Raw genomic sequence first — 26,124 nt, forward strand, 5'->3', positions numbered from 1 at the left:
GATGTTGGCGGCAATTTTTTAAGAACTCAACTCACTAATCAAACTTTCATACAATGGAAAAGCTATTAGTACTTCTTGCACTTTTAGTACGGGTATCAATTTCTTTTGGACAAGTAGTATGTGTCGATAGCAAAAGCATGTATTCAAGCAGTAACCTTAATATTAATTATTGCACCGAATACTTAGGCAATGATGGTAATTGCAAAAAAATATAAAGTTACGATTTCAATGAGAAATAGTGGTGACGACTATATAAGCATTGCGGGTAGTAATATAGTTCTCTCTTCTGGTCGTAATATGTTCCCTGCGGCTGGAAAATGTGGATTAGGAACTTCCTATACCGATGCCTCTGGTGATGTAAGGCTAGCATTTCCAGGTCAAGCTTTAGGGTTTTTAACTGAATTAAAGCCAAGTTACAACGTTTCAAATTCATATGTAGTTTATACAAATGATACTTATCCAAAGGTGTCCTATTATATCACCCTCAATTACATGAATATTAAAAAAAGCAATGGCAGTAGTCAAAATATAACTACGCAAAATAATGCCAATACAATTACGGGGAACAGTGCTGCATATCAAAGTATACAAGAAGCTATTGCAAAATTTAATTCATTGATAAATCAAGCAGGAACAGTAGACCAGCAAAGAGCTACACAAATACAAAATAATATTCAAACTGCATTAAATAATAATAGAAATACTGAAAATTTCAAACTAAATATAGTAAACAACGGAATAAGAGATTTGGAAAATCTTATTGCACGAAAAAACACAAATTCAAATAATCTAACAACTCAATCTAACAACTCAGCTCAACAAACTCAGCAAAACGACCTTACCGAATACAATCGAAGCAAGGCAGACCTTGAAAGACGAATGCAACAACAAAATCAAGAAATTGCTAATCATAATGCAGAAGTACAAAGGCAACAACAATTACTAAAACAACAGCAGGAGGAAAAACGCCAACAGCAACTACAACAAGGAATAAATCAACTAACAACAGCAACAGTTGATTTAGCATCTTATTTTGCAAACAGAAAAAATGCTTTAAGGAATTCATTGAGTAAAGAAGATGGGCAAGCATTAATAGATATTGTAAATTCAGAAAACCCAACCAATTACACTCAAAATATAATCCAAATTTTTAAAGGTTTGGGATATACGCTTCGGAAGACAGAACATGAAGACAATTATGTAATTATCACCTTGAATAACGACGTGGCGAACATCAATGATTTTATGCTAATTTTTATTCATCCAGCCAGTGATGATTTCTATAATAGCATAAGTTTCAGGTATCGGGAGAAAAAATTACGAGAACGATTAGCTGTCTTAGGAGGCAATTTAAAAGGCTTAGAATTAAAAGGAATTTCTCCAAGTAATGCACAAAAAAAAGAAGCCAAGGAACTACGCGAAAAAGCAGCACAGTCAGAAAAAGAAAATGCTACTAGAGAGAATATACAAAAAATTACGGAAATCACTCCTGTGAAATCCGACAAGATTATTGGCAATGATATAACAGTTCAATCGATTATTGATAAGTGTATTACTGCAATGGGAGGAGAAGAAAAGCTAAGCGCTGTTGAAAACATATTTGAATACTGTGAAAATGAAAAATCCAGTTCTAAGACCATTATAACTTTTGGGAAATATTCATCTGTAGGAGTTTTTGAAGGAAAATCTTCAAAAATAATATTTGATGGTATAAAAGGCTATATAGAATACGATGGCAGGATTATGCCCATGGACGAAATGGCCGTTTTATCTCATAAAAAATCTCAACCGTTCTGCATTCTTGAACTGAAGTCAAGACAAGATTTGACACTTGGTACAATTGAAACCGTTGAGCAAAAAGATTATGTCACCATTATTAAACCCTTAGAGCTAATAAATGGAATGACTATTTCCACTAAGTTTTATTTTGAAATGGATAATGGCTTATATTTTGGTACTGCAACTTCAATTTCGAGTAATAACACAACATCAGTTTCGTATAATTTCAATTTTGACTATAAAGAAGTAAATGGAATTAAATTTCCTTTTACTAGGACATCTACGTATCGCAATAATTCATCAGCTCGTTTAACTTATAATAATTCATTCACAAAAACAATCACTACTCAGATCAAAATAAATGAACCTCTTACAGATAATGATTTTAAGTAAAAACGTCCAACAAAAGGTTTTGTGTAATTGGGGCTTGACGGGAGTACAATCATCGGCAGTGCATATCCATTGGTTTCGGCGGACGGAATTCTGTTGGGCATTAGTCCTAAACTTTGATTATTATTTATTAGGTGGTGGTATAATGGGATGTGATTGGGGATTTACAGTCGGAATCAAAAGCTGCTAGTGGGGATCAGAGGATGGCCATTCATTAGATTGAAAGATTTGCTGCGTCACCTCCCTTTATACCACCGCCAATTTATCATCACAACTTTATTGCGCATCGCCCCGGACGGACACAACAACAATACCCCGCCTTCGCTAAGCCCTGCCCGGTAACACTTTTCCCAAAATCAAAGCGCCCCGCTTCCACCGAAAACCGGTAGGAGCGGGGCGCTTCGTATGTGACTAGTCTAACTTAGAACTGCGGAGTAGGTACCGGGGCTGGCGAAACGGGGTGACCCGTTTGCCCGGCCGGCTGCTCTGACATGGGGGTGATGTTGATGGCCTCTACGGACCGGATTTCGGGTACGGCCTTCTTCACCGATTCCTCCACACCAGCTTTCAGCGTCATCGGCGACATAGGGCAGGTGCCACAGGCCCCGAGCAACTCCAGGCGCAGCACCATGTCGTCGGTAATTTCCAGCACCCGTACGTTGCCGCCATCGGCTGCCAGATACGGACGGATACCGTCCAAGGCTACTTCAATGCGTGACAGTAACGGGTGGTCTTCTACGGCGGCGGAATGCGTCATAAACTACAGGTTGAGCGACTGATCAGCTTCACAGGAAGCAGCCAGCCGTGGGGTACTAGCAAAGGTAAGGCTTCTGGCGGGTAAACGGTAAACCAACTTTCTAGTGGCAAAGTTGCCCCGCCAGCGCACTTACGAGTTCATTTCCACAATATTGGTTTTGGGAGCCACCGCATTGCGGATGGATACCTGCCGCGCCAGCTCTTCGGCCAGCTGCTCGAACAGGGCGGCGGCGGGGGTGCCGGTTTGCAGAATGGCCGGGGTACCCAGGTCGCCGTTTTCGCGGATGCCCTGCACCAGCGGAATCTGACCCAGTAGCGGCACTTGGTGCTTTTCGGCCAGCCCGATTCCTCCACCTTCCCCGAAGATGAAGTACTTGTTGTCGGGCAACTCAGCGGGCGTAAACCAGGCCATATTCTCCACCACGCCTAGCACTGGCACGTTGATCTGCGGCAGTTTGAACATCTGCAAACCCTTCTCAGCGTCGGCCAGAGCCACTTTTTGCGGCGTGGTCACGATAACCGAGCCGGTAACGGGCACGGTTTGCACCATGGTGAGGTGAATATCGGAGGTGCCGGGCGGCATGTCGAGGAGCAGGTAGTCCAGCTCGCCCCAGTCCACTTCGGTGATGAACTGCTTGAGCGCCGACGAAGCCATCGGGCCGCGCCACACAATGGCCGATTCGGCGGGCGCCAGGAAGCCGATGCTCATTAACTTCACACCGTGCGCAATGATTGGCTCAATCAGGTTCTTGCCTTCGGGGGTCTGGTAGACGTGAGGGCGGGCATCCATCACCCCGAACATCAGGGGCATGCTAGGGCCGGAAATATCGGCATCAACGAGGCCTACTTTGGCGCCGGTTTTGGCCAACGCAATGGCCAGATTGGCCGTCACGGTGCTTTTGCCCACGCCGCCCTTACCCGAGGCAATGGCAATGATGTTGCGCACGCCGGGCAGAATGTCGCGGTTCTGGCGCATGGTGGTCACGCGCGAGGTCATCTTGATTTGTACGTCGGCGTCTTTGTCCACCATCGTATGGATGGCGCGCACGCAGGCGTTGTGAATCAGCTCTTTGAGGGGGCAGGCCGGCGTAGTGAGAACCACCGTAAACGACACCGTTTTGCCGTTGATTTGCACGTCCTCAATCATGTTGAGCGTAACGAGGTCCTGGCCCAAATCGGGCTCTTCCACGTAGCTCAGGGCCTTGAGGACGTCTTCTTGGGTAATTGCCATATCTATCGAGGAGTCGGAAAATGCGAATCGAAGTGCAAAGATAACCCGGAAACGGGGGCGGAAGTTACCCGCGTAGCAACATGAACTGGGGAGAATAAAACTACGCCCAGCAACAAGCTGCGCCGTTGTGCATTCACTGCGTGGTATAGCCCAGGGTAACGGGTTATAACTCACAAGTAAGAAAGGCCGTCATGCAGAGGCGGCGCCGAAGCATCTCGCGTACTGACGTTGCAATGCTACTCCAACGACGCCACGCGAGATGCTTCGGCGCCGCCTCTGCATGACGTTCTGTTTGGTTACCGTCAGTGGTGATTAGGTTATTAATAGAAGGGTGGTTTTATAGGCCGAAGCGGGCTAGCAGAGCTTCCTTATGTTGTTTGCCGATGGGCAGTTTTTCGGGTAGGTCGTAGAGTTCGGCCTCGTTGCCGCTGATGGCTTTGATGGCGTCAATCTTGACGATGTAGGATTTCTGGATGCGCGTAAATCGGTCGGGGGGGAGCTGGTCCTCGATACGGTTCATGCGCAGATACGTGACGATGACGCGGTTTTTGAGGATGATTTTGATGTAGTCTTTCATGCCTTCGATGTAGTAAATCTCATGAAAGAGCACCCGCTGCAAGGAGTTGCCTTCCTTCACAAACAGAAACTCAGGCGCAGGCGGGACGGGCACCGTCGGGCGGGTGTTGAGCACGGCCAGCGCCTTGTTCACGGCTTTCAGAAACCGCGGAAACGACACCGGCTTCACGATGTAGTCGAGGGCGTCCAGCTCGAAGCCTTCCAGCGCGTAGTTGGGGTAGGCCGTCACGAAAATTACGTAGGGCGGATTGTGCAGGGAGCGGATAAACTCGATGCCGTTGACCTGGGGCATGTTGATATCCGATAACACCAGGTCCACTTTTTGCTGCTGCAACACTTCCAGCGCCTCGAATACATGCTCGCAGCTGGCCAGCAAGTGCAACGACGGAATCTTGGCGAGGTAGCTTTCCAGCAGCTCGCGGGCGAACGGCTCGTCGTCGATAATTAGGCAATTAATCATAAGCGAAGAAAGAAAAGCAGAAGCGAAAACGTGACCAGAATGCCCGTTCTAGGGGCGCCCCGCAAGCGGAATTACCTGGGGTGGCGCGGCCTCGGCTAGGGGCGGGGGAGCAGTAGGCGAGCCAGCGGGGGCGGGTGGTTGCAGGCGTAGCGTGAGCGTTACGCGGTAGGTATCGGGGGCCGCCTGGATGGTGAGCTGGTAGTCCTGCGCAGGGTAGTGCAGGGCCAGGCGCTTGCGCACGTTGGCAATTCCTACGCCGCCAAACGCTCGGCTGGGCGCGGCCGGAGCCAAGCTGTTGCTGACTTCAAAGTGCAGCTGTTCGGCCTCGGCCGTCAGTTTGATAGCCACCCACGAGGCGTCGAGGCTGCTATCAACGCCGTGCTTGAAGGCGTTTTCCACGAACGGAAAGAACAGCAGCGGCGTGAGGCGATAATCGTGCGGCAGGTCGGCTTTGTGGTAGCTGATGGTCACTTTCTGGCCGTAGCGCAGCCGTTCCAGCTCCAGATACGCCTCCAGAAAACCTACTTCCTGGCTCAGGGGCACCAGCGCCGCATCCGACTCATACACCGTGTAATGCATAAGGTGCGAGAGGTGCGCCACCATATCGGGCGCGCGCTCGTCCTGCTTCACCACCATGGTGTAGATGTTGTTGAGGGTGTTGAACAGGAAATGCGGGTTCACCTGGGCTTTGAGAAAACTGACTTCCAGGGTGAGGTTTTCGCGTTGCAGGCGCAGGCTTTGGTTGCTGCTGGCCAGCAAAAACTGGATGAAGCGTAGCAGAATGGGCGGCACAATAGTAACGGCAAAGTCGCTGAGGCCCATGCTCACGCTACGCCACGAAAACACCCCTTCCCACAGGCTGCCATCCAGAAAGCGGTGCATGTACTCGTAGGCGTCTTTGGAAATCAGGTTGTAGTGGTCGAACAGCGTGAAGCAGACGTAGCACAGCAGCGCCCAGAAGTAGTAAATGGCGCCCATGCCCAAGGCCGTGAGCAGCCATCGGCGCCGTAGCAAAAAGCGCGGCAGCAGTACCAGCGAGAAGAAATAGTAGCTAGCCACTGCCGCCACCGTGTCTTTGAGCACAAACCCCCACGTGACAACCGGCTGCTGCTGCCACTGGCTGAACACGAGGTATTCGAAGCCGACAAACAGCGTCCACCAGAACAGATGCCGACCCACCCGGCTCGCTGGCGTGGCGGCGTAGCGCAGCATACGGGAGCCTGAAACTGCCATAGCTATTGGGGTGAGTCGGGGCGGTTGGAGGTGGTGTCGGTGGGCTTACGGAACATCAGAAACACGATGCCCATGACGGGCAGTACCAGGAAAGCAACCAGAAACAACGGCGTGTACTGGCCCAGCGATAAGCCAAACAGCACAACCAAACACAGAAGGATGATGCCGATGGCGCGTTTGTTTTTCCGGTTGCGGTACACCAGCCAGGGCACAAACCCCAAGGCAATAATGCCAGCCACGGCTACCACGGCAGGCAGTACGCCCGGTGAAGCCTGTTCCGATAAGAGTAGCAATGCGAAAGGCATCTGGTAAAAAGCGGGGGTGAAAACGAAAGCGTAACTACTTATAGCCGAAGAACCGTTGTCGTCCCGAGCGGAGCTAGGAAGGAACGGGCTTATGTAGTAGAGAACATCACAGACGAATGTACAGCTCGACCTGCACCTGGTGTGCGGTTTCGGTCAGGTTGATTGTGTGCTGGCCGGGGTACTGCAAGGCCAGTCGCCGCAACGCTGCGCCAATGGCCGCATCGGTGCGGTAGGTGAGGGGCAGGGCTTGCTCGGTGGTGCGCTTTACCCGCAACGTCACCGCTTCGGCTTCCACCAGCACTTCACTGTGCACTTGCGCGGCGGCCTCGGAAGCCGCATTGAGCCCGGCAAACAGGCGCTCCAAAAACGGATGCAACAGCAGAGGGGCTACCTGCTGTGCCCCGGTGGTGCACGCCACGGTGTGGCTGATACCGACGGTGGCGGGGCGGCGCAGGCGTTCCAGGGCTAGGTAATCATCGAGAAATTCCAGCTCCCGGCTCAGGGGTACGCGTTCCGTGTCGGTTTCGTAGAGGGTGTAGCGCATAAGGTCGGCCAGGTGCAGCACCACGTCGCCGGCCCGCTCGTCGTGGGTGCGGGTCATGGTGTGGAGGCTGCCGAGGGTGTTGAACAGAAACTGCGGGTTGATTTGCGACTTCAGATACCCCAACTCCAAGTGCAGATGGTCGCGCTCCAGGGCCAGGCGGCGGCGGTCCACCACCAGCGCATACGCCAGAAAACTAACCAGCACCGGAAACAGCACCACGGCCAACATCCCCAGAAATACATTCACTTGCGCCACCGGGCTAAGCAGTTCCGGCCAAAAGTTGGCCACGTAGAACTGCTGCAACGTGCGGTGCATCAGGGGCGAAATGGGCAGGTAGGCCTGGGCCACGCGGGAGCCGAGGTACATCCAGATTTCAAATGCGTAGAGCACCGCCACGCCCGCCGCCAGTGCCCGCCAGTAGTGCCCTTGCAGCAGCCAGCGCGGAATAATCAGGTACACCAAGCTGTTAAACAGCAGCACGGAAAAGCCCATTTGCAAAGCTACCAGCGGCCACACCGGCCCCTCGAAGTGGAAGTTGGGCCGGTTGTTCCAGGCGAAGTAGAAGCCCGCCAGCACCACCCACAGCACTAGTTGCAGCAGCACGGTGGTCGTGCGGGCACTCAGGCGGCGCCAGTGGAAAGCGGCAAACGAAATAGGTGCGGGCATACCAGGTAAAACGGCAGACCAACTCGCGCTTTGGTGGTGTTGGGCCGCGCTTTGGTCGAATAAACTTCCGGGGCCTAAAGCTCTGCAATTTCTTCGTGCCAGATCTTCTTCCTTTCCCAAATGTCCTGCCTCATGAATCGGTTTCTCCTCGCCGCCAAGTCCCTAGTTCGCCCCACGCTGGGCTGCCGCCTGCGGCAGTTGGCTTTCACGGTGGTAGTTGGTGTACTGGCTAGCCCAGCACACGCCCAGGCGCCCACCGACACTACTTTTGCACGGCTGATGCGGAAAAACCAGTTCGCCCTCACCCAAACCGGCACCCAATGCAGCGGCCCCGGCTGGGACAAGCTTCAGCAAGACATACAGAAAAGCACGCTGGTGCTGCTGGGCGAAGACCACGGCATGGCCCAGATTCCGCCTTTCGCGCAGGCCGTGGCTCAGGTACTGAAACCCAAGGTGTACGTAGCTGAAATCGACAAGTACCAAGCGCAGGACCTGACGCGGCTGACCGCCCAGCCGGGGCTGCCCACGGCGTATTTGCAGCAGTTCCCCATGAGCTTGTCGTTCTATAGCTGGGCAGAGGAGTTTGAGCTAGCGCGCTCCTTACGGGCGCAGAACACCACAGTGGTGGGCATCGAGCAGTTGGGTTTTGCCTCCACCGGCCGCTCCCTCACGCTCATGGCCGACCAGGTGAAAAGCCCCACGACCCGCACGTTTCTGCGCAAACAAGCCACCGCCATCCAAACCCACGACCGGGCCGCCCTGATAGCCGATAACTACGGCAGCATCACCATCAACAACATGCGCCCTACGCTGCTCGATAGTTTGCGGAAGATGACGGCCACGGAGCCGCTAGCGGTGCGCCAGCTGTTCCAGGACCTAGAGGCCAGCGCGAACATCTTCAAAATCAACGCCTCCGGCAAGCCCGGTGGCCACCAGACGCGCATCAACCTGATGAAGCGCAACCTGCTAGCGGAGTTGCAGCCGTACCAGCAAGCCGGGCAGCCGTTGCCGCCCATGCTCTTCAAGTTCGGGGCCTACCACCTAGGCCGGGGCCGCAGCATCTGGGGCGACATCTACGACGTGGGCAACCTGGCCGTGAACCTAGCCGACGCCCACGACCAGAAAAGCCTGCACATCTTCGTGATAGGCAAACAGGGCCAGAAAGTAACCGGCCAGAATCCGGTAGACTTCAGCAAAAACGCCACCTCCTACTCATCCGCCGACGAGCCCATGGTCAAGCCCTTCATGGCCGTCACGCCCGCCGGCAGCGCTTGGCAGGTATTCGACCTGCGCCCCCTGCGCCGGGCCATGCTCTACAAAAACATGCCCGTCGCCGATCAGGAGCTGCAAGCCACCATCCTAGGCTACGATTACGTGGTCATTATACCCGAAACCACCGCCAGCCGGAATTATTAGGGGCATTCTGGTTCATTGGATGGGCAGCTTCAAGTATGCTCGCTGATGACGAACTGGCTGCATATGTAGTGCGTAGTGAGTGATGCGGCCTTCATTGCTGCTGTACTTGCACTAGGCTGTGCTGCATTTGCCACGGGTTAACGGCAGATTCAACAAACCAATGAGCGGCGGTCTGTCGGAGTGCGCTATAATCGGGGGCGTTGTCAGAAGCCCAAGCCACAAACCCATCCGGGCGTATCAGGGCGGCGCTGATGCCCAACTGTTCTTTCGCCGGGCCTGAAACGTACTTTAGTTGGTGGCCGAACTCATTCGCTAGCGTTTTGAGGGACTCATCCCCGGTAAAATCTAGCAGTATCCCGTGGCCATCATGCAGGTACTCGCCGATCGTCGTTCCGGTTTCAAATTCAAAGTTGGGCACGCTACGGCCTACCAGCGGGTGGCCGCTGCCGAGAGGGTAGTGAGTGGAAATGCCCCACACTCTGCCGGCAAAATAGGTGGCCCCATCACGCGTGTTCATCAGGTCGCGGACAATGGCGTGCAGGGCACTAGCCGCTGGGTCTGGTTTCATGATGGCAACCTGAGCGCGGGACCAGTCCAACACTTGGGCCCCGATTGGGTACCGTTCGGTGTAATAGCTGTCTAGCAAGCCGTCCGGCGCTTGCTCTTGGATGGTGGCGGCCAGCTTCCAGCCTAAGTTCAGGGCATCGCCCAGCCCCAGGTTGAGCCCCTGGCCTCCCAGCGGCGAATGAATGTGCGCGGCATCGCCGGCTAACAGCACCCGGCCGTTGCGGTAGGTGCTGGCTTGCCGAGCCCTATCCGTCCATGTGGTGGCCATATGCAAGGCGCTGATGGTAACGTCAGTGTTTGAGATGCGGCGTAGTAATTCTTGCACATGCTCAAGCGTAACGGGCTTTCCGGTGCTATGAAACGCCCCGCCGTCAAAATCCTGTAGTACCAAGTAACCGGGCTGGGCCTGCATGTACATGCCGGTGGGCGTCACGTTGCGGCCTGGGCGAAGCTTCTCCGGGTCGGCCAGGTCAACCTGGGCTGAGTAGCCGGTGAATTCTGGCTCGGTACCGGCGAAGTCGAAACCACCCATCTTGCGCACTGCACTCCGGCTTCCGTCGCAACCTACCAGCCATTTCCCCTCAAACGAGTGGCTACCGGCCTGCACCGTTACCCCATCCGTAGTTTGCTGAAAATTGCTGATGGCTACTCCGCGCTTGATTGCTACGCCCGACGCTTCGGCGCGGCGAGCCAGTACCGTTTCCAGCTCCTCTAGCTCCGAAAATAGCTGGATATCGGTCGAGCTAGGCAGGCGGTACGGCCACTGGGAGGCGTCAATAGTGTCGCTATTAAATTGAATGCCAGCAAAGTGGCCACCCGCCTGATGTTTCGAGCCTGGTTTGGCCGGGGTAGTGAAATGTGAGGCTTTAAAGCGTTTGGGTACTTCCAGCTCCTGTAGCAGCCCCCGGCGGTAAAGAGCTTCCACCGAAAGTGCATTGAGCCCCCGCAGCCCGAACGGTAGTCGCTTCAAGGGCGAGTGCTGGTTCTCCGCCTTTTCCAGGAGCAGAACAGAGCAGTTGGCCAACGCCAGCTCACAGGCGAGGAACAGCCCGACCGGCCCGGCACCGGCAATGATGACATCGTAAATAGGTTGATTGCGTGCGGATTTCATGCTTTCCAGGGTTGCTTTTTCAGAGAATGATTGCAACACAAAACTCCGGAAAGCTTCTGCCTTAGGCTTGAATAAACACGACAAAATCGGCGCCTGCCGCCGGTTGTCCGCTCCTGGATTTCCGGGCAAAGGCCGCGGGCGTAGTGCCGCTGTAGCGTTTGAATTCCCGGCTGAGGTGGGCCTGATCGGTGTAGCCCAACTCTTGTGCTAAGCCGGCCAGGTTGGTATTCGGGGTAAGCCATAAGTGGTTGCGTACCTGCTCGAAGCGCATCAGCCCGGATACGTCTTTCACCGTGTAGCCCGAAGAGTGCTTGAACTTCCGCTCCAACGTGCGAACCGTGGCGTGCGCCGCCGCCGCAACCTGGCTGACTGGCAGGGTGCCGTTGGCTTCCCGCATCGCCACGCCCGCTTTGCCTAGTAGGCTGCCATTGGGCATCAGCGTCCGGGCCTGCACGAAATACTGACTTACCTGTGCCAGTGCTTCAGCTATCTGGTCCGCCTGAATACACTTGTGCAACAGCGCATGCAGCTGAGCAATGGGATGCTCCACAATACGCACGCCGTCTTTATCAGGCGGTAGGCCCAGCAAATCAAATACAGTCCAGGGAAAGCATCGGATACCGATGATTTCCAGCTGGTTTCTCGTATGAAAATGCACTGGCTGAGTAAGCAGCCCTACTATAAATGGGGATGGTAATGGCTGCAATTCTTCTCCAATAGCAATGCTACAGGCGCTGCCAAAATGAAAAATAATTTCCGCGTAGCCATCCGGCAGTACCTCAAATCTCGATGCTACATCTCCGAAATTCAGGCGGGTGTGCCAGAAGCACTTAATGGTGTCCTGTAGCTCTTTCGGAGGTTCAACTTCTTGGTGCCGCATGTTGAAAGATAGCCTACTGGGGCGTACTGATACAAGTTCCGTAGCCTCTTGAGTTGCCTAATGTGCCGGCGTAGACACTGTTAGCTGGAACCTGGCTTGGTGGCAACGGGGGCACAGGTCTTTGCCTTAGCTGACTACTTCCAGGGTCAAGCCAACGAAGCAGGCGAGATGTTTCGGCAAGCTCCGTATGACGGGCTAGTTGCTAGGGTGGTGTTCACGTGAAAAGGCGAAAACTTCGCGCCGGTTCCTGCCTACCTTTGCGGGCAGTATGGCTCGGATTCCCAAAGAACTAGTTGATCAGATAATTCACCACGCCGATATTGTGGAGGTGGTGGGCGACTTTGTTAGCCTCAAGCGCAAAGGCCAGAACATGTGGGCCTGCTGCCCGTTTCACCACGAAAAGTCGCCGAGCTTTTCGGTGGCGCCGGCCAAGGGGCTCTACAAGTGCTTCGGCTGCGGCAAGGCGGGCGGCGTGGTGCAGTTCATCATGGACATCGAGGGCACCAGCTACGTGGAGGCCCTGAAGTACCTGGCCAAAAAGTACGGCATCGAGGTTCAGGAAGAAGAAAAAACGCCCGAGCAACAGCTGGCCCAAAACGAAAAGGATTCGCAGTTCATCGTGTCCAACTGGGCCAAGGACCGCTACCACCAGCTGCTGCAAAAGAACGAGGAAGGCCAGAGCATCGGGTGGAGCTACTTGCGCCAGCGCGGCCTCAACCAAACCACCATTGCCACCTTCGAACTGGGCTACTCCCTCGATCAGTGGGACGACTTGCTGAAAGCAGCTACGGCGGCCGGCTTCGAGCAGAAGTACCTGGAGAAAACCGGCCTTGTAGTGCGCCGCGAAGACGACAACGGCCAGGATACCGGCCGCCGCTACGACCGGTTCAGGGGCCGGGTGATGTTCCCGATTCATAACATCTCGGGCCGGGTGATTGGGTTTGGGGCGCGCACGCTCAAGCCCAACGACAAAACCGCCAAGTACCTGAACTCGCCGGAGTCGGAGATTTACCACAAGTCGGATGTGCTCTACGGCCTCTACCACGCCCGGCAGGCTATCCGGACCGAGGAGCAGTGCTACCTAGTGGAAGGCTACCTCGATGTGCTGAGCTTGCACCAAGGCGGCATCAAGAACGTGGTGGCTTCGTCGGGTACCTCGCTCACCGACGGCCAAATCCGCCTGATCAAGCGCTACACCGACAACGTAACCGTGCTCTACGACGGCGACGCGGCCGGTATTCGAGCCTCGCTGCGCGGGATTGACATGCTGCTGGAAGGCGGCCTGAACGTGCGCGTGGTGCTGTTTCCCGATGGCGACGACCCCGACAGCTACATCCGCAAAGTCGGCGACCAGAAGTTCAAGGAGCACCTGGAGCAGGCCAGCCACGACTTCATCCAGTTCAAAACCGACCTGGTTTCCCGCGAAGCGGCCCAGGACCCGGTGAAAAAAGCCGAAGCCATCCGGGAGGTGCTGCAAAGCATTGCTAAAGTGCCCGACCCCATCAAGCGGCAGGTGTTTTTGCAGCAAACCTCCCAGACGTTTGGCATCGACGAGCAGGTGCTCATCACCGAGTACAACAAGATTGCCCGCCAAACTGCCAAGTCGCCGGCCAGCCTCCCCGGCCTAGATGTGCAGAAGCCCCGCTCAGGCAGTGCCTCGGCTACTGGCCAGACGCCCGCCACGGCCCGCCCGGCCCCACGGCCCATGAGCCCCGAGGAAGAAGCGGAAGCCCTGATGTACGGCGCCTCGCCAGAAGATTTGATGGGCGGAGGCGGCGACCTGCAAACCCTCACCAAAGAGGACCTGGAGCCCGTGCCCGACGTGCAGGAGCAGTGCGAACGGGAAGTAGTGCGGCTGTTGCTGCTGTATTCGGCCCAGCCGCTGGCTCCGGACGTGAGCGTGGCGCAGTACATCTTCGGGCAGCTTGATGATACGCCTTTCAAAACCGGCGTGTACGGCGACTTGCTGCACTTGTGCCGCGAGGAGTTAACCCAGGGCCGCTGGCCGGAAATCCGCATCCTCATCCAGCACAGCCGCTCCGATATCCGGTCTTTAGTAGCCGAACTAGCCACCGAACGCTACGAGCTAAGCCCCAACTGGACCACCCACCAGATACACGTGCCCCGTGAGCTTGATTTGCTGCAAATTGCCTGCGACAACGCCATTCTGCGCCTCAACAAAGTGAACGTGGAACGGGCCTTGGCCGAGCACATGGACGCCCTACGACACCCCATGGACGAGGCCACCCTCGACGGCCACCTGCAAACCATTCGCGCCCTCAAGCAGATGGATAACCAGCTGGCAGGTATGCTCGGGACGGTGCTTTCGCGCGGAGCGTAGTGGTAAGCCGCTAAATGCGTTGTCATTCCGACGCAGGAGGAATCTGAGAGAAATCAGTGAACGACTGCACCCAGATTCCTCCTGCGTCGGAATGACAACATCTGTTTGGATAGCCCCTTTGCGCTTAAAATAACGTGGATAGCGTGGCCGCTTTGCCACCTGCACGTTCTTTGTAGCTTTGCGGCCTGTTCGGCTTGTCCTGTTTTCTGTGCATATACTGCAATTCTGTCCGCGCGTACCGTTTCCACCCACCGATGGCGGGGCCATTGCCATGTACGACGTGGCGGCAGGCCTCATCCGGGCTGGGCACCGCGTAACAGTACTGGCCATTAATACGCCCAAGCACGACCAGCCTGCCGATGCGCTGGCCCACCTCGGCCCTAATCTGCGCCTGGTTACGGTGGATGTGGATACCCGCCTCTCGCCGGTGAAAGCGCTCCGTAACCTGCTGTTCAGTGAACTGCCGTATAATATAGAGCGGTTTCTGAGCGACGCGGTAGCCGTGCGGCTAGCGGAGCTGCTGCGCGAAGACGACTTCGACGTGGTACAAATGGAAGGCTCATTTGTGGCACTATACGCCACGCCTTGGCTGGACGCTACCGCAACGCTGCCGCCGCTGGTGCTACGGGCCCATAACATCGAGTATTCTATCTGGGCAATGTTGGCCAGCCGTACCGGGAACCCGCTTAAGAAGTTCTTCCTCAGCACGATGGCCAAGCGGCTCAAGCAGTACGAGCTGGAAGTGTGGCAGCGGTTTGATGCCGTGGCGGCCATTACCGAAGCCGACCAGCAGCGCCTGCGCCAACTGGGCTGCCACGAGCCGGTGGTGTTCATACCGGCCGGCGTAAACCTCGACCGGTTTCAGCCCGACCCAGCCATCCAGTCCAAGCCCCGCACGCTGTTCATGATAGGCTCCCTGGATTGGCTGCCCAACCAGGAGGGTTTGGATTGGTTTCTGGCGGAAGTCTGGCCGCGGGTGCACGAGCTGTATCCAGATTTGGAATTCCATCTGGCGGGTAAGGAAATGCCGGTGCGGTTTCGGGAGTTGCAATTGCCGGGCGTCACAGTGCACGGCTTCGTGGAATCGGCGGCCACGTTTATGCAGCAGTATGAGGTGATGCTGGTGCCGCTGCTGAGTGGGGGCGGTATGCGCATCAAAATCATCGAAGGGATGGCGCTGGGCAAGTGCATTCTGAGCACTACGCTGGGCGCCGAAGGCATCCACGTCCGTGACGACCACGACATTCTGGTGCGCGACACGCCCGACGCCTGGGTGGAAGCCATCGGCCGTTACTACCACGGCCAGCTGCCCGCCGACCTGATTGGCCGCGAGGCCGCCCGCACCATTGCGCGCCTCTACGACAACCGCCGCGTGGTGGAGAGTTTCCTTGACTTATACAGCGTGGTGCAGCAGCGGCGCGTGGAAACGGCGTAAGTTTGCCTGCTATGAAGCTCTTGGTTTTGCTGTCCCGGTTTCCGTACCCACTTGACAAAGGCGACAAGCTCCGGGCGTATCATCAGCTGCGCTACCTGGCCCGCCACCACGAAGTTTGCTTGTTTTGCCTCTCCGATGAGGACGTATCGGCGGCTAGCTACGCGGCGGTGCGGCCCCTGTGCACGGGTGGTTTGCACGTGCAGCGCCTGCGCCGGCCCGGCATTGCCCGCAATATGGCCTTGGCCACGCTCCGGGGTTTGCCGCTGCAAGTCGGCTACTTCTACGATGCCGCCGCCCAACGCCAGCTTGATGCGCTGATGCAAGCGTTTCGCCCCGACCATGTGTACTGCCAGCTGATTCGGATGGCGCAGTACGTGCGCAACTATGCTGGTCAGTTGCCCATGACGCTGGACTATATGGACGTGTTTTCGACGGGGATGCTGCGCCGCGCCGAGCAGTGCCGCTGGGCCGAACGGCGGTTATTTAGCCATGAAGGCCGCCGCTTGCAGGCGTACGAAGCTGCCGCCTTCGACTGGTTTCAGCATCATACTATCATTTCCGACCAAGACCGGCAGCTGATTGAGCACCCGCGCCGCCAGGAAATCCACATCGTCCGCAACGGCATCGATGTTGATTTTTTCCAGCCCCGCACGGCCGAGAAAACGCACGACATGCTGTTCTGCGGCAACATGAACTACCACCCCAACGTGGATGCCGCCGAGTTTCTGGCCCTGGAAATTCTGCCGCTGGTACGCCGCACGCACCCAATGGCGCGACTGTTGGTGGCTGGTACCTCGCCGGCCCCGCGGGTTCGGGCCTTGGCTTCTGAAGCCGTAACGATTAGCGGTTGGGTGGAGGATATTCGGGATGCATACGCGGCGGCGCGGGTGTTTGTGGCCCCCATGCGGGTGGGCACGGGCTTGCAGAACAAGCTGCTCGAAGCCATGGCCATGGAGCTGCCCTGCGTGACGACCCCACTGGCCAATAACGCCCTCCATGGACACCCCGGCCAGGATTTGCTGGTAGCCCAATCGGCCGCTGAACTGGCCGACAGCATCAGCCTGCTCCTAACCGATACCACCGTCGCTACCCGCTTAGCCGCGCAAGGCCGCGTGTTCGTGCAGCAGCACTACGACTGGCAGGCATCCACTAATCAGTTGGAAGTGTTGTTTGGGCAGCAGCCGAGCTAAGCTTTGGCTTCGCCCTATATTTGCCTTTTCACCGACTAGCTTATTGAAATGGATAACCTGCGTATTGCCATTTTGGGCTGCGGCAACATGGGACAGGCGTTTGCCAAGGCTTTCCTGCAATACAACCTGGTAGCCCGCACCAACATGCTGCTGCTGGGCCGCGACGATGCGCACTGTCAGCGCCTCAACGCCAGCGTATTGAACCTGCCCACCAGCCTGCTTTCCGAGGCGGTGGGTACCTACGATGTGGTGCTGGTAGCCGTGAAACCCCAGGATTTTGGCAAGGCCGCCGCTGGGTTGCGAGAGGTATTGCAGCCGCAGCAAGTGGTAGTGTCCATCATGGCGGGCATCCCAATTGCGCGGTTGCAGCGGGAGCTAGACCACCGGCAAGTGCTGCGCGCCATGCCCAACACGCCCGCGCTGCTAGGCATGGGCATCACCGGCTTTTCGGCTTCTCCGGAAGTGGAGCGCAGCCGGCTGCACCAGGTTGAGAACCTGCTGAACGCCACGGGCCGGTCTATTTTCCTGGAAGATGAAAGCTTGCTCGACGCCGTAACGGCCGTGAGCGGTAGCGGGCCGGCCTACTTCTACTACATCGTGCAGGCCATGATGCAGGCCGGGCAGGAGCTGGGCTTCTCCGAATCGGTGGCCGGGCTGCTGGTGAAACAGACCATGCTGGGCGCCTTCCACCTGCTCAACAACTCCGACCAAAGCCTCGACCAACTCATAGCCAACGTGGCCTCCAAAGGCGGCACCACCGAAGCCGCTCTCCGCACCTTCCGCGCCGGCCACCTCGCCGAAACTCTCATTGACGGCATGAAAGCCGCCCAACAACGCGCCACCGAACTGGCTAAGGAGTAGTGGTGAAATTGTGATTTAATGGCTTAGTGATTCAGCGAGTTTGATGTTCAGCTTGCGCAGTTGGTGCGGTTAAAACGTCAAACTCACCATTTCACCACTTCACAATTTCACTGCTCGTAACTTCGCGAGTCCATTCGTGGTTGTAGCAGCAAATTCATGCAGGATTTCACCGCTGCAAAATCCGTGAAATCCTTTTTAATCAGAAAAATCAGCGTTCCATGCTTGATTCCATAGAAGACGCCATTGCCGATATCCGGGCCGGCAAGGTTGTAGTAGTAGTTGACGACGAGGACCGCGAGAATGAAGGCGACTTTATTTGTGCTGCCCGCTGCGCCACGCCTGAGGTTATTAATTTCATGGCCACCCACGGCCGCGGCCTGGTATGCGCACCGCTCATCGAAGCCCGGTGCGAAGAACTGGGATTGGAGCTGATGGTGGGCCGCAACACGGCCCTGCACGCCACTCCCTTTACGGTGAGCATAGACCTGCTGAAGAACGGCGTGACCACCGGCATTTCGGCTTCTGACCGTTCCAAGACCATCCTGGCCCTTATTGACCCAGAAACCAAGCCCGAGGAACTGGGCAAGCCTGGTCATATCTTCCCGCTGAAAGCCCGCAAGGAAGGCGTATTGCGCCGCGCTGGTCACACTGAAGCCGCCATTGACTTGGCCCGCTTGGCTGGTTTCGAGCCGGCCGGCGTGCTGGTGGAAATTCTGAGCGAAGACGGCGAAATGGCCCGCTTGCCCGAGCTGCGCAAAGTGGCCGACAAGTGGAACCTGAAGCTGATTTCGGTACAGGACCTCATCAAGTACCGCCTCAACAACGAAAGTCTGATTTCGCGCGATATTTCGGTGCGCATGCCCACCCAGTGGGGCGACTTCGACCTGTATTCGTTCACTCAAAGCTCCAACGGTGCCCAGCACCTGGCTCTGGTGAAAGGCGACATTTCCACGCCCGAGCCTGTATTGGTGCGCGTGCACAGTTCCTGCGTTACGGGCGACATTTTCGGGAGCTGCCGCTGCGACTGTGGGCCGCAGCTGCACAAAGCTATGGAGCAGATTGAGCGCGAAGGCCGGGGAGTGGTGGTGTACATGAACCAGGAAGGCCGCGGCATCGGGCTGCTCAATAAACTGCGCGCCTACAAGCTCCAGGAGCAGGGCCGCGACACCGTGGAAGCCAACGTAGAGCTGGGTTTCGGCATTGATGATCGGGACTATGGCGTAGGTGCCCAAATTCTGCGTGACCTGGGTATCAGTAAGATGCGCCTGCTCTCCAACAACCCCCGCAAGCGTACCGGCTTGATTGGTTACGGTCTGGAAATAGTGGAGTCGGTGGCTATTGAAATCGAGCCCAACGAGCACAACCAGAGCTACCTGGCTACCAAGCGCGACAAAATGGGCCATACCATTCTGAGTGCCAGCCGCGCCCCGCACGTCAGCCCCGACCCGGTGGTAGGAGTGGCCGGCGCCTAGTCGTTGCCTCCGGTTTCTTGAACCAGCTTAGTTAGCGCCCCGCACGTAATGTGCGGGGCGTTTTTGGCTTTAGGGGGCTAGTAAATAACTTAGGTTTGGCGTTACTAATTGGTTGAATTCGACTTATGTCGAGTATCACATATAAGGGTGAGTTCGTTGGTCCATAGCGAGTTAAGCTATATATTCAATTTCACTGATTATATCTGCTTCGCTATGCAACGTCGTTCTTTTCTTCATCTGTCGTTAGCAGCCCCAGCTTTAGCCTATACCGGCACTTCGACTATTGCTGCCCCTCCAACCTTTGGGGCCAACGATGAGCTACCTCAAAAAGCGGTTTTGGTAAGAGCCGGTGATGACCGAACCAACCAGCCATTCGAGTTTCTCGACGCTACTTTCACCGTGAAAGTATCGAGCAAGGACACGCAGGGACGGTGCGTTATTTTCGATACGCTCCGGCGGGGAAATATTGGTCCTGTTTTGCACATCCACGTTAAAATGGATGAGTGGTTTTACGTGCTGAGCGGGGAGTTCAAGTTTCAGGTAGGAGAGGATATTCTGCGGCTAAAAACGGGGGATTCGCTGATGGTGCCGCGCAACGTGGCGCATGCTTTCGTGAAAAACAGTGAAGGTCCGGCCCGCCTGATTGTTATGCACCAGCCAGCGGGCAACATGGAAGAGTACTTCCGCATCGCCGCCAAAATGCCCGACCAAAATCCGGAAGCCCGCAAAGCGTTGGCTGCAAAGAATGATACCATCTTCGTCGGTGGCCGAATTAATCCGGACTAAAAGCCGACAAAGCAAAGGAAAGAGCACTGAATGGAAGTGAACCGAGCGGCGGGTTTGGCAGTTACCCCCAAAGACGGTCGGTTTCTAGTTGGCCGTTGAAAAACGACGTTGTCCAGCTGGTTGACCCTCGTTTTTTCGGTTATCTTTCCCCGGCTATGACCCTACTTCGCGCTACTTTCTTCTCCCTGCTGACCGGACTACTGACGGTAGCGGCTACCACCCAGGCCCAGCAAACACCCCTCACCCAGCAGTTTGCCGGTAGCACCATCTTGCTCACCAACGGCGACACCTTGCGCGGCCCCATCACGCTCCGCCGCGACCAGGACGTACTGATGATGGCACAGGCCGACGGCACCGTTACCACGCTTTCGGCGGTGGCTATCAACAGCTTTGCCGTGAAGGGCGAAGATCGGGACAGCCGCCGACCCACCGGCTACTACGACAATTTCTACGACGCCCGCGCTGGCTATTACTACGGCAACCCCATGTTCAGCGCCCGGCGCACCGAGCCCTCCGACCTGAACCGAGTACGGGTGTTCCGAACCTTTCGCTGGAACCGCGGCAATGATTACAGCGACTTCAAGTCGCCGGCGTTTTTCGAGCAGCTCAGCAACGGCCCCCGGATGCTGTTGCGCCGCGAGTCGCTGATGCAGCGCAGCGTTCCGACTTCCAGCGCCTACGGCGGCTACGGTTATGGCACGCCGTACGGCCCCGGCCGCTACATGGGCACCTACACCGAAATGAAGGACGACTTCTTTCTAGCCACACCCACCGGCGACATTATTACCCTGCGTAATCCCAAAAAAGATTTGCTGAACGTATTTCGGGCCCAATCCAAGCAGCTCGAACAATACGCCAAACAGAACCAGCTCAGCTTCACCGTGGCCCGCGAACTAGCCTTTATCGTGAACTACGCCAACTCGCTAGTGAAAGAGTAGCTGAATAATCATTCTAAGTTGCTCATTTACTCTTTTCTATAAATCTCGGTTGCGGAGCACCAAGTAGCTCAACCCCCAAAATAGCGCCGTGTACACAAGAGCCAGCGGCAGCGCTTCAGTAGGCAGTAGTGCCGATGATGGACCGGTTACGGTATCGAGCATTTCCTGGCCGGGCAGGGGCGTTAGACTGTTGAACACCTTGGCGGGCAGAAACCGGTCTAGCGAGTCGGGGAGGGAGAAGCGCAGCAGCGGCTCGGCCACCCAGGCGTAGAGCAGGAATAGCAGGATACCCGGCCCGCTGCGGCGTACCAGTACCGCCACCAGCGCCGCCATCGACAGTAGGCCCAGCACCTGCACGCCGTACAGAGCAATACCCGTAATGCCTTCAGCGGCCTTATTGGCCGTTTCGGCGGCGCGGGTCAGGCCAAAGTAGAAGCCTAGCCCCAGCACCGTCAGCATCCCGAAAACCATCAGGGCCACCGAAACCAGCAGCTTGTTTTGCAGCAGCTCGGCTACCGATGACCCATCAATTATCTGCTGCCGGAACGTGCGGAACTGAAACTCGTCGGTTATCAGGATAATCAGCAGAATGCCCAGCAGCAGGTTGAAGTAACTGGCTACGTAGGTTAGCTTCTGCCACAGCCCCGGAAACGTGTAGAGCGTAGCGCCCACCTGCTGTCCGTTCAATGTCACGCTGCCCCCCGCTGACACAAACAGCGCCAGCAGCACCACAAACAGCAGCAGAATAATCCAGACGGTACGGTACGGTAGTATTTTACGAAGTTCAGCGCGGAACATAAATTGATGATTGGTGTGCTGATTAGTAGTGTTTCGATCGTTGATGCTTAGTATGATGCTGATTAATAACACGTTGATTGGTTGAGGGCGTGCGTAGCCACCACATCAACGCAGCAAAAATTAGCACATCAAGGGCGCATCAACGGGTCAGCTCCAGGAACTGAGCCTCCAGGCTGCGGTGGCGGACTTCCAGCCCAGCTAGGGCAATGCCCTGCTCGAAGAGGGCGCGGTTCAGGTCGGCGGGGCCGTGGCCGGCGGCTAGCACAGCACTGTAAATCCCGGCCGTTTCCGGCTTCAGGTCCGATACCCAAGGTAGCGCCGCCAGAGCCTGTTGCAACGTGACGATGCTGGTATCGGGGGCCGGGCGCAGAATTACCCGGTCGGCAGTGGCCAGGATGCTGTGCACGGGGCCGGCGGCGCGCAGGTCGCCACGCTGGAGCACGGCTACGTGAGTGCACACCTTTTCCACCTCATCGAGTAGGTGGCTAGCAATAATGATAGTTTTGCCGTCGGCGGCCAGGCGCGTTACCAAGTCGCGCACTTCAGCAATGCCTTGCGGATCGAGGCCGTTGGTGGGTTCGTCGAGTACCAGTACCTCGGGGTTGCCGAGCAGGGTAGATGCCAAGGCCAGCCGCTGCTTCATACCCAGTGAGAACCCCCGGAACTTGTCGTGTTGGCGAGTGCCCAAGCCGGTTAGGTCCAGGGCCTGATCCACGGTGCGAGGGTCGGCGCGCTTTACATCGGCGGCCAGCAGCAGGTTTTGGCGGGCCGAGAGGTAGGGGAAGAAGTTGGGCGTTTCCAGCAAGGCGCCCACACGGCGGCGGTTGTCACTGGACGGCGCCTGCCCAAACCAGCGCACCGACCCACCCGAAGCCCGTAGCACCCCCAGTGCAATACCCAGCGTGGTGGTTTTGCCGCTGCCATTCGGTCCCAGCAACCCGTATACGCTGCCTGGCTCTACGCTCAGCGTGAGACCTTTAAGGGCGGTGGTACTGCCGTAGCTTTTAGAAACATTGTCGAGTTCGAGAATAGGCATGCCGCGAAGCTAGGGGAAAGAATGTCAACCGTAGTAACGACGCCAGAATGAACGTCATGCAGAGCACAGTATCTTATATCTGATGTTTGAGTGCTTGGGCAACGTCAGCACGCGAGATGCTTCGTTGTGCTCTGCAGCACGGTCCGCTAATATGACACCAGCTTACTGCACCGGTAACGCGCCGCCTTGCCAGCGGGCTATGGGGTAGCGTAGGTGGGTGGGTTCGTAATACTTGGAGTGCCGGTACACCCATTCCAACTGGGCCGCGCCGCTTTTCGCTAGGGCCGGGTCTTGCTGCTTCTGTTTCTCTAACTGTTCGCGCAAGGCCGGGTCGCGGCGGAGCAGGTCGGCGGCTACGTCCTCGAACACATACTCCGAAAAGTGCTCTTTTTGCTGCAAGATGCTGTCGAAAAAGCCCCAGGCGAAGTAGGAATCGGTGGCTTGTGGCTCCAGGGTTTCGATAAGGAAACGGGCAGTAGTGTTGTCGAGGCGAGCAACATAGTCGCCGCGGTGATAGGGTAGAGCCTGCTGGGTGGGGCGCACCGTTACGGAGGTATGCAGGTAGTGACCTTCGTAGGGGCGCGGGCTGGTTTTATAGTCGCTGATATAGTAGACCTCGGCCGTGAGGGTAGTGTCGCGGCGGAGGCGCTGCAACGGTACGCCTGCCGTGCGGAGCCGGTCCAGTACCTCGCCCCAAGCCTGCGGAATCAGGTAGGCCTGCGGGCGCGAGACCGTGACCGTGGGCCGGAACGTGTTGTAATAGTTGATGGCACGCGTGAAGGGAGCTTTCCGGTCGTAGTAGAGGCGAGGCTGGCCGCTTACGTCGCTAGGTTTGGTGCGGCCGGTATAGCCCCGGAAGTTCACTTTCTCAGCAGCAGTGGTGTCCAGCTTCCAAGCCAACGGAAACGCCTGCTGTTCACTCAGCTTTTGGGAGGCCTGGGCGCGAGCCTGGGTGAGGGTACCGGCATCTTGGTGCACGAAGCGCAGCAGCACATCCAGGAAATCGTAGGTGACTTGTACGCGGGGCGCGTAGGCTTTCAGCATGTGCGTTTCCGTCACGAAGCCGATGGTGTTGAACAGGGTGGTATAGCCGGTGGAGTAGCGCGGCGTTTCCAAAAAGCCCACCAATCCGCGCGCGTCCGGCGTGCGACCCTCAAAGTCCACGTAGGGTGTGAGAGGCGACTTGCGCTTGTCCATGCCAGTGTTCAAAGCAGGTAGCAGGCGCTGGGTGAGGTACTCACTCAGTGCTGGGGCCAGCTTATCTTTTTGGGTGGCAATCAGCGTCATGAAATACTGATAGTCAGCGCCATTAGAGGTGTGGGTGTCAACAAACACATCAGGCTGCCAGCGGCGGAATAAATCGGCAAACGAGCGGGCGTTGCGCGAGTCCTGCTTTACGTAGTCGCGGTTCAGGTCGAGGTTGCGGGCGTTGCCGCGGAAGCCGTAGCTCTCGGGGCCGTCCTGGTTGACGCGAGTGGTGGAGTTGCGGTTCAGGGCGCCATCCACGTTGTAAATCGGGATAACCACCAGCGTCACGTTTTCCAACTGCCGGCGTAACTCTTTCTTCTGCACGTAGTCGCGCACCAAGGCCATGCTGGCATCAATACCCTCTGGCTCGCCGGGATGAATACCGTTCTGAATCAGGACCACCGGCCGGCTGCGGCCGGTAGGAACACTGGGCTGGAACTGGCCATCGAGCGAGACAACCACTTCGTGCAGGGGCTCCCCGCTATCGGTGGTGCCGGCCTCGCGCACCTGAATTTCTGGGTAGGCGGCGTCCAGTTTTTTGTAGTAGGCAATGCACTCGGCGTAGGTGGCCGTGGTGTTGCCGTTGCCTTTCTCGAATGGGGTACGCCAGTCGTCTGGGGGAGCAGACACTAGCAGCAGGGTGGAAAGTAGAATCGAAAGCATGCGGCAAAGGAAACAAAACCCGCCATCATGACATCAGAAATTGTTGTACTGTGCTACCCTACGCCAGATGCTTCCCCCTTAATACAACCGCCGCCGACCGGGAAACAACAGTTGGTCGAGGCTATAGCGGCCGGGGCCAGTGAAGGCTAGGCCCAAGAACAAAAACGCTGATTCTAGGGCATGGGCGTAGCCATTGAACCCGTCGCCGGCGCTGATGTGCTGGGCGGTGGCCACCAGCATGGTAGCCAGTAGCAAAGCGCAGGTGATACGGAAAAACAACCCCAACGCTAGTAGCTGCCCGCCCACGGCTTCGGATACGGCTGCTAGGAAGCCCCACGCACCAGGTGCAAAGCTGATACCAACAACCTTCATTGTTCCCCCCAATTCAACCCAGGTTTCAGGCCCGCCTACCAGCTTGGGGTAGCCGTGCACAGTGAACATCACCCCGATGCCCACCCGTAGCAGCAGCAGGCCCCAATCGTGCGTACGGTAGTAGTTGTTGAAGAGCGCCATAGGGACGGGGAAAAGCGGTGAAGCCTAAGTGTCGGTGACCGGGAGGGAAGGATGAAAATCTTCCTTAGTGTGGCCAAAATACACTATTTCTCTTCGAGTGCTATTTTCTAGGCGCGCCGGCTATTGGTACAGCAGCACGCAGGTAATGCGGGCGGCGGGCGGAATATCAGCGGAATTCATTTCATCGGGATGCTTGGCTGGCAACGATTTTGGGTCGATTACCCAGGCCATTTTCACCAAGCCAGATACCCCCGCAAAACCGGCTGGCGTATCCCGAACCCGCGTGAGGCCCATGGTTTGGCGAGCCGCTCCAAAAGGGGAGCCGACCCCAATACCCTCGGCCGTGCGGTACTGCGGGTCGTATATTCGGATGCGGCGCAGACGGTAGCCGCCCTTCACCGAATCGGGGAGCAAATGCAGCACGGATGCCGGGGCATCGGGTTTCTGGGCATCCAGCATTTCATAGGCTGGGTAGGTGGTGTCTTTGTCCTGGTAAGTGGTACGCCGCAGTTGGGTTTCGGGCACCCGTTTCAGCAGCTCCCGCTCACTCATGTTCAGGCGCAGGCGGCCCGCCCGGCCCGGACTCAGCAAATGCAACGAATCGGGCACGTTGGGGTTGGCAGCCAGGCGCTGCTCGGCGGCAGCCGGGTCGCTGCTGCGCGAGTCGCCAGCAAAGGGTACGTCGCCGTTGGAAGAGGGGGAGCTGCCATTGCAGGCTCCAGACGCAAAGGCAAGTAGCGCCAGACGCGCCGGCCGCAGAACAAGAGAAAAGCTGGACATGAAGCTGGACATTACATAGTGGCAATGCGTTGCTTACGGGTACCACGGCTCCGGCGTTCAATGAACTAGCGAGCCGCTGTGATACCAGCGCCACTTATGCAGCCTGAATGCCAGGTGCACCATTCCGCCATTTACTAACCCAGTACCTT

At 56.5% G+C, this 26,124-nt stretch carries 22 protein-coding genes; 9 read left to right on the forward strand and 13 right to left on the reverse strand.

Annotation, left to right across the window (positions count from 1 at the left end; genetic code table 11):
* Window positions 1-189 precede the first annotated feature (189 nt).
* Complete coding sequence (locus tag G536_RS26765) at window positions 190-2,172, forward strand: hypothetical protein (RefSeq protein WP_157530475.1); 1,983 nt, start codon at window positions 190-192, stop codon at window positions 2,170-2,172.
* A 418-nt stretch (window positions 2,173-2,590) separates the two neighbouring features.
* Here G536_RS26765 and G536_RS26775 read toward each other — a convergent pair whose 3' ends face one another.
* The 6 genes from G536_RS26775 to G536_RS0107430 all read right to left on the reverse strand — a co-directional run bounded on the left by G536_RS26775 (window position 2,591) and on the right by G536_RS0107430 (window position 7,940).
* Window positions 2,591-2,926: a NifU family protein gene (locus G536_RS26775; protein WP_022822950.1), complete on the reverse strand. Its 336-nt coding sequence runs from the start codon at window positions 2,924-2,926 to the stop codon at window positions 2,591-2,593.
* 129 nt (window positions 2,927-3,055) lie between these two features.
* The gene (locus G536_RS0107410) at window positions 3,056-4,156 is read right to left on the reverse strand and encodes an Mrp/NBP35 family ATP-binding protein (RefSeq protein ID WP_022822951.1); all 1,101 of its coding nucleotides are present in this window, start codon (window positions 4,154-4,156) and stop codon (window positions 3,056-3,058) included.
* Between the two features lie 337 nt (window positions 4,157-4,493).
* Window positions 4,494-5,192, reverse strand: coding sequence for a LytR/AlgR family response regulator transcription factor (locus G536_RS0107415; RefSeq protein ID WP_022822952.1), 699 nt, complete (start codon window positions 5,190-5,192; stop codon window positions 4,494-4,496).
* Window positions 5,193-5,240: 48 nt separating this feature from the next.
* Window positions 5,241-6,425 carry a sensor histidine kinase gene (locus G536_RS30455; protein ID WP_084708521.1) on the reverse strand — a complete coding sequence of 395 codons (1,185 nt, stop codon included), beginning with the start codon at window positions 6,423-6,425 and terminating at the stop codon, window positions 5,241-5,243.
* Window positions 6,426-6,427: 2 nt separating this feature from the next.
* Complete coding sequence (locus G536_RS0107425; RefSeq protein ID WP_022822954.1) at window positions 6,428-6,730, reverse strand: hypothetical protein; 303 nt, start codon at window positions 6,728-6,730, stop codon at window positions 6,428-6,430.
* A gap of 106 nt (window positions 6,731-6,836) precedes the next feature.
* Window positions 6,837-7,940 carry a sensor histidine kinase gene (locus G536_RS0107430; RefSeq protein WP_022822955.1) on the reverse strand — a complete coding sequence of 368 codons (1,104 nt, stop codon included), beginning with the start codon at window positions 7,938-7,940 and terminating at the stop codon, window positions 6,837-6,839.
* 132 nt (window positions 7,941-8,072) lie between these two features.
* On the opposite strand from G536_RS0107430, the gene G536_RS0107435 reads away from it, so the two are divergent.
* Window positions 8,073-9,356 (forward strand): hypothetical protein, encoded by a 1,284-nt coding sequence (locus G536_RS0107435; RefSeq protein ID WP_022822956.1) that lies wholly within the window; start codon window positions 8,073-8,075, stop codon window positions 9,354-9,356.
* 91 nt (window positions 9,357-9,447) lie between these two features.
* Here the strand turns inward: G536_RS0107435 and G536_RS0107440 are convergent, their stop codons facing one another.
* On the reverse strand, window positions 9,448-11,034 hold the full coding sequence (locus G536_RS0107440; protein ID WP_022822957.1) for an FAD-dependent monooxygenase: 1,587 nt from the start codon (window positions 11,032-11,034) through the stop codon (window positions 9,448-9,450).
* A 61-nt stretch (window positions 11,035-11,095) separates the two neighbouring features.
* Window positions 11,096-11,914: a DUF6597 domain-containing transcriptional factor gene (locus G536_RS0107445; protein ID WP_022822958.1), complete on the reverse strand. Its 819-nt coding sequence runs from the start codon at window positions 11,912-11,914 to the stop codon at window positions 11,096-11,098.
* Window positions 11,915-12,182: 268 nt separating this feature from the next.
* Here G536_RS0107445 and dnaG point away from each other — a divergent pair, with 268 nt between their 5' ends.
* The 7 genes from dnaG (at window position 12,183) to G536_RS0107485 (ending at window position 20,937) form a co-directional block, all read left to right on the forward strand.
* Window positions 12,183-14,255 (forward strand): DNA primase, encoded by a 2,073-nt coding sequence (gene dnaG / locus G536_RS0107455; RefSeq protein WP_022822960.1) that lies wholly within the window; start codon window positions 12,183-12,185, stop codon window positions 14,253-14,255.
* 208 nt (window positions 14,256-14,463) lie between these two features.
* A complete protein-coding gene (locus tag G536_RS26785) occupies window positions 14,464-15,690 on the forward strand; it encodes a glycosyltransferase family 4 protein (protein WP_022822961.1) in 1,227 nt (408 codons plus the stop codon).
* An 11-nt stretch (window positions 15,691-15,701) separates the two neighbouring features.
* Entirely contained in the window at window positions 15,702-16,880 is a 1,179-nt protein-coding gene (locus tag G536_RS0107465) for a glycosyltransferase (RefSeq protein WP_022822962.1), read from the forward strand.
* 57 nt (window positions 16,881-16,937) lie between these two features.
* Window positions 16,938-17,741 carry a pyrroline-5-carboxylate reductase gene (gene proC, locus G536_RS0107470; protein ID WP_026879943.1) on the forward strand — a complete coding sequence of 268 codons (804 nt, stop codon included), beginning with the start codon at window positions 16,938-16,940 and terminating at the stop codon, window positions 17,739-17,741.
* A 188-nt stretch (window positions 17,742-17,929) separates the two neighbouring features.
* Window positions 17,930-19,213 carry a bifunctional 3,4-dihydroxy-2-butanone-4-phosphate synthase/GTP cyclohydrolase II gene (locus G536_RS26790; protein ID WP_281170603.1) on the forward strand — a complete coding sequence of 428 codons (1,284 nt, stop codon included), beginning with the start codon at window positions 17,930-17,932 and terminating at the stop codon, window positions 19,211-19,213.
* Between the two features lie 213 nt (window positions 19,214-19,426).
* Window positions 19,427-19,999 (forward strand): cupin domain-containing protein, encoded by a 573-nt coding sequence (locus G536_RS26795; RefSeq protein ID WP_022822965.1) that lies wholly within the window; start codon window positions 19,427-19,429, stop codon window positions 19,997-19,999.
* 155 nt (window positions 20,000-20,154) lie between these two features.
* Window positions 20,155-20,937: a hypothetical protein gene (locus G536_RS0107485; RefSeq protein ID WP_022822966.1), complete on the forward strand. Its 783-nt coding sequence runs from the start codon at window positions 20,155-20,157 to the stop codon at window positions 20,935-20,937.
* A 36-nt stretch (window positions 20,938-20,973) separates the two neighbouring features.
* Here the strand turns inward: G536_RS0107485 and G536_RS0107490 are convergent, their stop codons facing one another.
* The 5 genes from G536_RS0107490 to G536_RS0107510 form a co-directional block, all read right to left on the reverse strand.
* The gene (locus G536_RS0107490; protein ID WP_022822967.1) at window positions 20,974-21,735 is read right to left on the reverse strand and encodes a hypothetical protein; all 762 of its coding nucleotides are present in this window, start codon (window positions 21,733-21,735) and stop codon (window positions 20,974-20,976) included.
* A gap of 139 nt (window positions 21,736-21,874) precedes the next feature.
* Window positions 21,875-22,771 (reverse strand): ABC transporter ATP-binding protein, encoded by an 897-nt coding sequence (locus G536_RS0107495; RefSeq protein ID WP_022822968.1) that lies wholly within the window; start codon window positions 22,769-22,771, stop codon window positions 21,875-21,877.
* Between the two features lie 162 nt (window positions 22,772-22,933).
* The gene (locus G536_RS0107500) at window positions 22,934-24,682 is read right to left on the reverse strand and encodes a M14 family metallopeptidase (protein WP_022822969.1); all 1,749 of its coding nucleotides are present in this window, start codon (window positions 24,680-24,682) and stop codon (window positions 22,934-22,936) included.
* A gap of 78 nt (window positions 24,683-24,760) precedes the next feature.
* Window positions 24,761-25,195 (reverse strand): DoxX family protein, encoded by a 435-nt coding sequence (locus tag G536_RS0107505; RefSeq protein ID WP_022822970.1) that lies wholly within the window; start codon window positions 25,193-25,195, stop codon window positions 24,761-24,763.
* Window positions 25,196-25,315: 120 nt separating this feature from the next.
* The gene (locus G536_RS0107510) at window positions 25,316-25,975 is read right to left on the reverse strand and encodes a hypothetical protein (protein ID WP_022822971.1); all 660 of its coding nucleotides are present in this window, start codon (window positions 25,973-25,975) and stop codon (window positions 25,316-25,318) included.
* Window positions 25,976-26,124: the final 149 nt, after the last annotated feature.

This window comes from Hymenobacter norwichensis DSM 15439, assembly GCF_000420705.1.
Classification (GTDB): Bacteria; Bacteroidota; Bacteroidia; order Cytophagales; family Hymenobacteraceae; genus Hymenobacter; species Hymenobacter norwichensis.